The 8,006-nt window shown below is 47.6% G+C and carries 6 protein-coding genes; all 6 read right to left on the bottom strand.

Features of this window, described 5'->3' with window-relative positions; genetic code table 11:
• Positions 1–237 precede the first annotated feature (237 nt).
• The 6 genes from IQ270_RS26005 to IQ270_RS25980 all read right to left on the bottom strand — a co-directional run bounded on the left by IQ270_RS26005 (position 238) and on the right by IQ270_RS25980 (position 7,682).
• Entirely contained in the window at positions 238–843 is a 606-nt protein-coding gene (locus IQ270_RS26005; RefSeq protein WP_193976056.1) for an anti-sigma factor, read from the bottom strand.
• Positions 844–986: 143 nt separating this feature from the next.
• Positions 987–1,646 carry a sigma-70 family RNA polymerase sigma factor gene (locus IQ270_RS26000; RefSeq protein WP_193976055.1) on the bottom strand — a complete coding sequence of 220 codons (660 nt, stop codon included), beginning with the start codon at positions 1,644–1,646 and terminating at the stop codon, positions 987–989.
• A 163-nt stretch (positions 1,647–1,809) separates the two neighbouring features.
• Complete coding sequence (locus IQ270_RS25995; protein ID WP_193976054.1) at positions 1,810–2,298, bottom strand: molybdenum cofactor biosynthesis protein MoaE; 489 nt, start codon at positions 2,296–2,298, stop codon at positions 1,810–1,812.
• A gap of 560 nt (positions 2,299–2,858) precedes the next feature.
• A complete protein-coding gene (gene psb27 / locus IQ270_RS25990; RefSeq protein WP_193976053.1) occupies positions 2,859–3,257 on the bottom strand; it encodes a photosystem II protein Psb27 in 399 nt (132 codons plus the stop codon).
• A 143-nt stretch (positions 3,258–3,400) separates the two neighbouring features.
• A complete protein-coding gene (gene recF / locus IQ270_RS25985) occupies positions 3,401–4,639 on the bottom strand; it encodes a DNA replication/repair protein RecF (protein WP_193976052.1) in 1,239 nt (412 codons plus the stop codon).
• A gap of 217 nt (positions 4,640–4,856) precedes the next feature.
• The gene (locus IQ270_RS25980) at positions 4,857–7,682 is read right to left on the bottom strand and encodes a cation-translocating P-type ATPase (protein WP_193976051.1); all 2,826 of its coding nucleotides are present in this window, start codon (positions 7,680–7,682) and stop codon (positions 4,857–4,859) included.
• Positions 7,683–8,006: the final 324 nt, after the last annotated feature.

The raw sequence follows: 8,006 nt of genomic DNA, 5'->3' as shown, positions 1-8,006 counted from the left end.
CCCATATCCAAAAAACCAGTAATAAGTACGCGCGGCGAAGCTATCCCGTAGGGAATCGCCCGCTCTAATTCCCCTCGCTACCTACTCGGATATCAAGATGCGATCGCCCCAAAATTCGCGATTATAAGCCGAGGAAGCGTCAAAGAATCTATCCACCTTGAAAAACTGGGAAAAACAGCAAAAAGCCCCCTTTTTTAGGGAGCTTAGCAACTTTCGTTATTGCTCGAAACAGAAATTTTACTGCACCTTTGGCAGTGACTTTTGAGGTGTTGCTGCACCAACTTTCGGGATATCCACGATCGGCGCATTCACCCCAAGCATCAAATCGTTAGGATTAACAATCTCCACCACCGGCTCGTTCAAAGCCACAACCAAACCCTCAGATTCAACAGGAACGGGGGATGTAGCAAACTGGGGAGCAAACAATTGGCGGCCCCCACCGACAGCAGACACCGCCGCAATCAACAAAGCTGCGATCGCCCCTCCACCCAAAACCAAATTTCGTTTCGACTTGCGTTCCACCCGCTGCAAAACCTTCGTCGCTAAATCCTGTGCAGATTGTTCCGCAGTCGGCACCGACATTGCCTGAAAACCCCGCTGCATACTCAAAAGTCGCGAGTACAAACGCTTCGTCGCGGGGTCATTTGTCAGCCAGTCCTCGACTTGTCGGCGTTCTGCCGCCGTCACTTCGCCGTCGAGGTAGGCACTCAGCAATTCAAAGCGATCGCGCATCATAGTAGTTACATTCCCCTGGCGATAATTGTTGTTAGCCGGAGTTTCACCGAGTGAATCCCCAATATCTTGCTCATTCTGATTTTTAGCTGATTCAAAGTTATAATTCATATTTCACACCACTTGCTCAAATTGGGGGAAGCACGCGCTCACTATTAGGATGATTTACTGCTTATTTATACTTTAAAATAGAAGCTTTGATGTCACAGCAAACTTCATCAAATCTTCTTAACCCGCCTCGAAAATCACCGTTGCTAATTACCGTCGAGATATTTTTGCAATTGCAACTGCAACCTTTGGCGAGCTCTAGCAATTCTCGACTTGACAGTTCCCAGAGAAACTCCGGTCATTTCCGCTATTTCCTCATAGGCTAAACCTTCAATTTCTCTCAAAACAATTGTCGTGCGGAAGACTTCTGGCAAATCGGCGATCGCCACCCGCAACTCGTCGTAAAATTCTCTAGTCGTCAAATCATCATCAGGCCCCGGACTGTCGGCCGGAATTTCCCAATCAACCTCCCCATCTTCCAGCGCACGGGGTACGTCCAGCGACAGCGGAGTCCGCACCCGCTTGCGCTTCCGCAACTCGTCGTAAAACAAATTAGTGGCGATGCGGCTCAGCCAGCCCCGAAATTTAACAGGCTCTTGCAAGCGGTTAATATTGCGGTAGACCCGAATCCACACTTCCTGAGCCAAGTCTGCTCGGTCTTGCCAGTCAGGGGCCAAGTGATAGAGAACCCTGTCTACGTGGGACTGATAACGCTTCAACAGTTCTGAAAAGGCAGTGGTCTCAGGTCGATTTCCTTCCTGACACCGCAACACCAAGTCATAATTAGAGAGTTTTTCGGCTGGCAATTGCACTCTTTGAACGGTCGCCACAACCGCAGACCAGGACACGGAAATAAAGTCGCTCATGGGTGGAATTGGCTCATCGAACATTCCACCATTTTTGACGCTACCCGATCGTCATAAGTTCCCAAACAGGGGAAGAGACGGAGACACGGGCATGGGACACGATCCCGAAAAGCCTTGGCAACAAACAACCAATCACCAATCACCAATCACTGATGACTGATGACTAATGACTGACCTCGCACGCTCCAATACTAACCCAACTGCTAGAACCGTCAGCCCAATGTTCCTTTTTCCAAATCGGTACGTTGTGTTTGAGCGTATCTATGGCGTATTGGCAAGCTGCAAAAGCCGAGTCCCGGTGGGGACAGCCAACAGCCACCAGTACGCTGATTTCGCCCACCTGCAAGTGTCCCACGCGGTGGTGAATAGCGACCCGATTCACATCGGCCCACTGACGGCGGATTTCAGTAGCTATTTGCTGGAATACTCGCACGGCCATCGGTTCGTAGGCTTGATATTCTAGGGAAACTACAGCTTGACCGTCAGTTTGGTTGCGGACAGTACCGCTCATCATTACCACGGCTCCGTTCGCCCGGTCATCTGCCAAAGCGTAGATTTCCTCTACACACAACGGCGCTATGGTAATGGCGAAGCTGTCTGATGCGTGGGATTGAGGTATAGTGCCGAAAGAAAGTGCAGAAAGAGAGTTCATTGCTTTGAGGTGGTGCTGGAGAATTCGATCTTGACACAAATTAAGTCGGGATATCTCGAAAAATTGGGTTTCAACTGAGATATTGCACCATTGTCAAGAACAGGCTGTCGGGCCTGTTCTGTCAAAGAGTGAATTTCTTGTGGGATGGGCCCGAAAGCCCGTCGGTAAAAGGCTTCCACACGAATGATGCAACATCTCAGTTTACAATCACCTTAAAAACTTGAGGGCTTTCTGTGTAGAATATCGACATTCAACTACCGGGCATTGGGAAACTCTAAACGAAGGTGGAGAGACTGTAAGAGTACCTAGCACCACATCTCGGTGAAGCGTTAAGGAATCACCCGGCTCTTGCAGATATTTGGGGGAAAATGTATATTTGGCTGCTGGGTAATTGGCGATCGATTCGGGACCTATTACCCATTACCCATTACCCATTACCTATTGCCAGACATTAGATTAACCGATCGCCAAAAGTTCAGCAACGCCCAAATTGTTAACACTCAAACATCAAGGATGAAAGATAAATTTTAATAATTTATCTTTCATCCCGAATTTTGAGATTAAGATCCTCTATTTAGAGCAGATTCTACCTGCTGAAATTCTAACTCTAGACGCTTTTTCAACTTTTCAGGAACCGGACGGTTCGGATAGGAATTATAATGTCCTGCTAAAGAGTTTAATGCGGTACGCATTGTCGTGAAAGATGTCAGCTTGGTAAGAGCGGGATCGCGGCGGTACGCAGCAAAAAAATCGTTGATACTTGTACGAGCAGCGGCTTGAGCGGCTGCTTTTTCCGGCGCAGCCTCTGGCAAAGTGAGCGCTGTTCTCAAGCTGTTGACTAATGCTAATGTGTCTTGGCCGTAGTCTCCACTCAGAGTGGCGGGAACATTGGTACAGCCCGCTACGCCGATGACAACAACTAATACCAGGGCTAAGAGACGGGAAATGTAATGCTTCATAAGGGTTAGAAAAAATGGAAGCGAAATCGGCCATCAAATTTAACCTTTATCCTATCTCAAATTGAGCTAATAATCTCAATTATTGAAAAATTTTATACTTATACCATTAAAGAGAATACTTGTCAACCTAAATTCATCAAATTTTAAATCTCAAATCGATTGATTTGTCCGGCCGCGACGGAGAGAATTTGGGTTTGGCGCAGCCACTGAGTGTCAAAAGCGCCTAAGTGAGTTGTAGTAATCAGAGTTTGAAATCGTTCTTGAATTGTTTCTAAAAGTTGATTTTGGCGGCTTAGATCGAGTTCTGCAAGTACGTCGTCGAGCAACAGTAATGGTGCTTCGCCGACGACTTCTTCAATCAGCTGCAATTCGGCTAATTTTAATGCTAATACGAGGGTTCGCTGTTGACCTTGGGAGGCGTATTGACGAGCTGGGGTGCTGTTAATTGTAAATGTAATGTCGTCTCGGTGCGGGCCGACTAATGTGGTTCCTTGAAACTGTTCTGCGATCGCCCTTTTTTGAATTTTTTCTAAAAATGCTTGTCGCACTCCTTCGAGATTGTCTTTACCAATTAATTCCGAGCTTACTTCAATATTAGCATCGTATTTCACATCTAAAACTTCTGCTGAACCGCTAATTGAACGGTGCCAATCGCGAGCTAATGGCATCAAACGCTCCAAAATTCGATCGCGCCTGCGGATCACGCGAGCCCCCGCTGTCGCTAACTGTGCATCCCACAACGCTAATTCTGAAGTGGGAATTGGCGATTGGGAGTCGGGAATGGGGAAGTCTTCTGTATTTTCCGGGTCGGGACTTTCGGGTGCAAAAAATCGGTTTTTGTCAAAACTTTCGGAAAATTCGGCTTTTCTGGCTTCTTTAGAGCGTTTTAGTAGAGAGTTTCGCTGGCGCAAAATTTGGTTGTACTGGTGCAAAATGTGAGCGTAAATCGGTTCTAATTGGATGACTAGGCGATCGATCCAATTGCGCCTTCCTTCTGGCCCGCCGCGCACTAACTCCAAATCCAAACAGGAAAATTGTACTACATTTAAGACGCTCAAAAAGTCTAAATGGCGGCGCAGGGGTTCGCCGTTGAGCTTGAGGGTGCGGCGCGCCCCTGAGCGGAGTGTTAAAGATAAGTCGATCGCTCCGGTTTGACGTTCTAGCGTAGCATCAATTTGGGCGATCGGCTTGGAGTCGAGGATTAAATCGCGATCGCGCGATACTCTGTGGCTTTTTAAGGTGGAAAGCAACTCTACGGCTTCTAACAAGTTAGATTTTCCTTGAGCGTTATTTCCTAATAAAATGGTTTTGGGAGCGTCAAACGCTACCTTTTGATCGAAGTAGTTCCGAAACTGCCGTAGGTGCAGCGTTTTCAAATACATAATATTGGTAATTAGTTATTAGTTATTGGTTATTGGTTATTGGTAATACAGTCATCGTAGGGTGCCCCGAAGAGCACCTTACCTATTCAAGGGCGAATTTCTGCAATTGCTTTTTTGCGGAGCGTTGTGTTCGCAATGTATAGTGTTTATACTCGCGCCAAATGTGAAGGGTCTAACGAATAATGAAACATCGCTCATTATCCGTCAGTCGTTAACACTATTTACGAGTTTTGTTGTACAAGCGCACGAACAGTTTTTCCATTTCAATCCAGACAAACATTAGGGCGCTGAAACCGAAGCAAACCATCAATTCAAAGGGCGACAAATAGTGTGTGCCGAAAAATGCTCTCAGCGGTGGAACGTAAATCAGCATTAATTGCAAAACCGTAGTCACAATCACAGCTCCCCAAACAAAAAGATTAGTGAAGGGATTTAACTCGATAGTTAGCCGAGTGTTAGACCTAATGGCGATCGCGTGACCCATTTGCGCCAAACAAAGAGTTGTAAACACCATTGTTTTCCAAGCCTCTGGATTGCCGTGTCCGGGAGCGTGAGTATAGTCATAAGCCCATTTCATCATGCCGATCGTCAAAATTGCAAAAATAATCCCGATCCGAATTATGTAAGAACCCAAACCCCGCGCAAAAATACTTTCTCGCGGGCTGAAAGGAGGCTTGTTCATTACGTTCGGTTCGGCCGGTTCCACGGCCAAAGCTAAAGCGGGAACGCCGTCTGTGACTAAGTTCATCCACAAAATTTGCAGCGGGGTCAGCGGCACTCCTCCCAAACCAATTAATGGTGCGGCCGCAATTGTCAAAACTTCGCCGATGTTGCTTCCCAAAATGTACTTGATAAAGCGGCGAATGTTGGTATAAACAACTCGCCCTTCTTCGGCGGCGGCGACAATTGTGGCGAAGTTGTCGTCGAGGAGCACCATATCGCTAGCTTCTTTGCTGACATCGGTGCCGGTAATTCCCATTGCGATGCCGATATCGGCTTGTTTCAAGGCGGGTGCGTCGTTAACGCCGTCGCCTGTCATGGCGACAAATTTGCCCCAACTTTGCAAAGCTTGAACGATACGCAATTTGTGTTCGGGGGAAACGCGGGCGTAAACGCTAATCTGTTCGACTTGTTGTTTGAGTTGTTCTTGGCTGAGCTTTTCTAATTCTTGACCGGTGAGAACTCGATCGCCCTTTTCTGCAATACCTAAATCACTAGCAATTGCCTTTGCTGTCAACTGGTGGTCTCCTGTAATCATCACCACCCGAATCCCTGCATCGCGGCATCTCGCCACGGCTTCGCGCACTTCCGGGCGCGGCGCGTCTAGCATACTGACGAGTCCCAGCCAAATCATGTTTTGTTCGCTGGTTGCGTCAGAATTTTCGGGCGGCAGGTTTTCCCAGATTTTGTAGGCAAATCCCAGGACTCGCAAACCCTCGCTTGCCATGTTGTTGTTTTCGGCGAGGATGCGATCGCGAATTTGCTGGTTTAAAGGTTGTACTCGATCGCCGACTATAATGCCTTGGGAGCGCTCCAAAGTCAACTCGGGAGAACCTTTGGTCAACATCAAATAATTCTGCTGCTGTCCGTTTTCTGCTGGAAATCCTGAATGTCCCGATCGACCCGGCACTTCGCAAATCACGCTCATCCGCTTGCGTTCGGAAGAAAAAGGAAATTCCGCCGTGCGCGGCAGCAATTGAGACTGTTTTTCCTTATAAATGCCTGCTTTTGCAGCTAAAGATAGCAGAGCTCCTTCGGTGGGGTCGCCCAAAATCTTCCATTCTTGCTGTTCGTGCTGCAATACTGCGTCGTTGCAAACCGCACAAGCAATTAATAAAGATTCGAGTTCTGGATATTCTTCTAAATTATTAATTTGGGTCGAGGTATGGCGATCGGTAAAATCTCCGATCGGCGCATAGCCATCGCCTCCAATGCCGATCGTACAGTCGCCCGTAGACACTCGCTGAACTACCATTTTATTTTGAGTCAGAGTACCTGTTTTGTCGGAACAAATAGTAGTAACTGAACCCAAAGTTTCTACAGCAGGAAGTTTGCGAATTAGAGCGTTTCGCTTCACCATCCGCCTCGTTCCGAGTGCCAAAGTAACTGTCACGACGGCCGCAAGTCCTTCGGGAACGACAGCAACTGCCATGCTGAGAGAAACTTCTAATAATTCTTCAAACCTGCTGGTATCGAACCCGATACTACCGTTGTTGAAGGTAATCATGCCGCCGATGACGACAACTACGACTAAGGCTAGGGCACCGGAGACTAAAACGTTCCCCAACTGTCCCATCCGCTGTTGCAGGGGAGTTGGTTCGGTTTCTACTGACTGAAGCATGGCGGCAATTTTGCCCAGTTCAGTCTGCATTCCGGTGTTGGTGACGATCGCCTTGGCCCGTCCCTGAACAACTTCTGTGCCCTGAAAAATCAGGTTGAGCCGATCGCCCAAGGATGCGTCTTCGGGAAGTTCTAGCTCAGCTTGCTTGGTAACTGCCATTGCTTCTCCCGTCAAGGCAGATTCTCTGACTTGCAGATTTGATGCTTCGATCAACCTGCCATCTGCTGCGATTTTTACCCCAGCCTCCAACAGCATCACGTCTCCGGGTACGAGTTCTTTGGCTGCTATTTCCGAAGTTTTGCCGTTCCGCAGGACTCTGACTAGGGGGGAAGCGAGGTTTTTGAGGGCTGCGAGGGCTTTTTCAGCACTTTGTTCTTGGAAATAGCCGAGAATGCCGTTGAGTATGACGATCGCAAAAATGGCGATCGCATCTTTAGGAAAATTATTCGACTTGATGTCTAAGAATCCAGAAACCACGGCTACAAACATCAGCATTACCAACATAATGTTGGTGAACTGATCGACAAAAATCGACCAAGCACTGCGGCCTCCTGTTTCTTCTAGCTCGTTGGGGCCGTATTGCTGCAAGCGTTCTGACACCTGTTGGCTGCTCAAGCCTGCATCTTTGTTGCTGTTTAGCTGCTTGAGGGTTTTGTCAATTGCTACGGTGTGCCAAGAAGAGGGAGAATTTAAAGAAGACATAAATTACGAGCGAGCATGGGGCATAAAGGTGGTTGCGGCCGCACAGCTACAGCCGATCGATACTGCATAGGTATTAATAAGAGGTAAAAAGCAGGAAGCTAGATACTTCTCTAATCTCTGGCTCTCTCGATCTGTTAATAGATTTACCGCTGATAGCACTTATCCACCTTACTACTAAAAATTAGCAATTCTTTCGGCTTTTACCCAAGCGCCAACGGCTGATTTTTGTCGTTAAATGCTGATATATATTTCGGGCAAAAGCTGTGGCTGCGGCGATCGCCCTGGCAATCTCTTGAATTTTACAGAGAAATTGCGATCTAATTC

The sequence above is a fragment of the Microcoleus sp. LEGE 07076 genome, assembly GCF_015207455.1.
Lineage (GTDB): Bacteria > Cyanobacteriota > Cyanobacteriia > Cyanobacteriales > Microcoleaceae > Microcoleus.
Note: the sequence above shows the minus strand (reverse complement) of the source record. Positions and strands in the feature narration are given on the sequence as shown.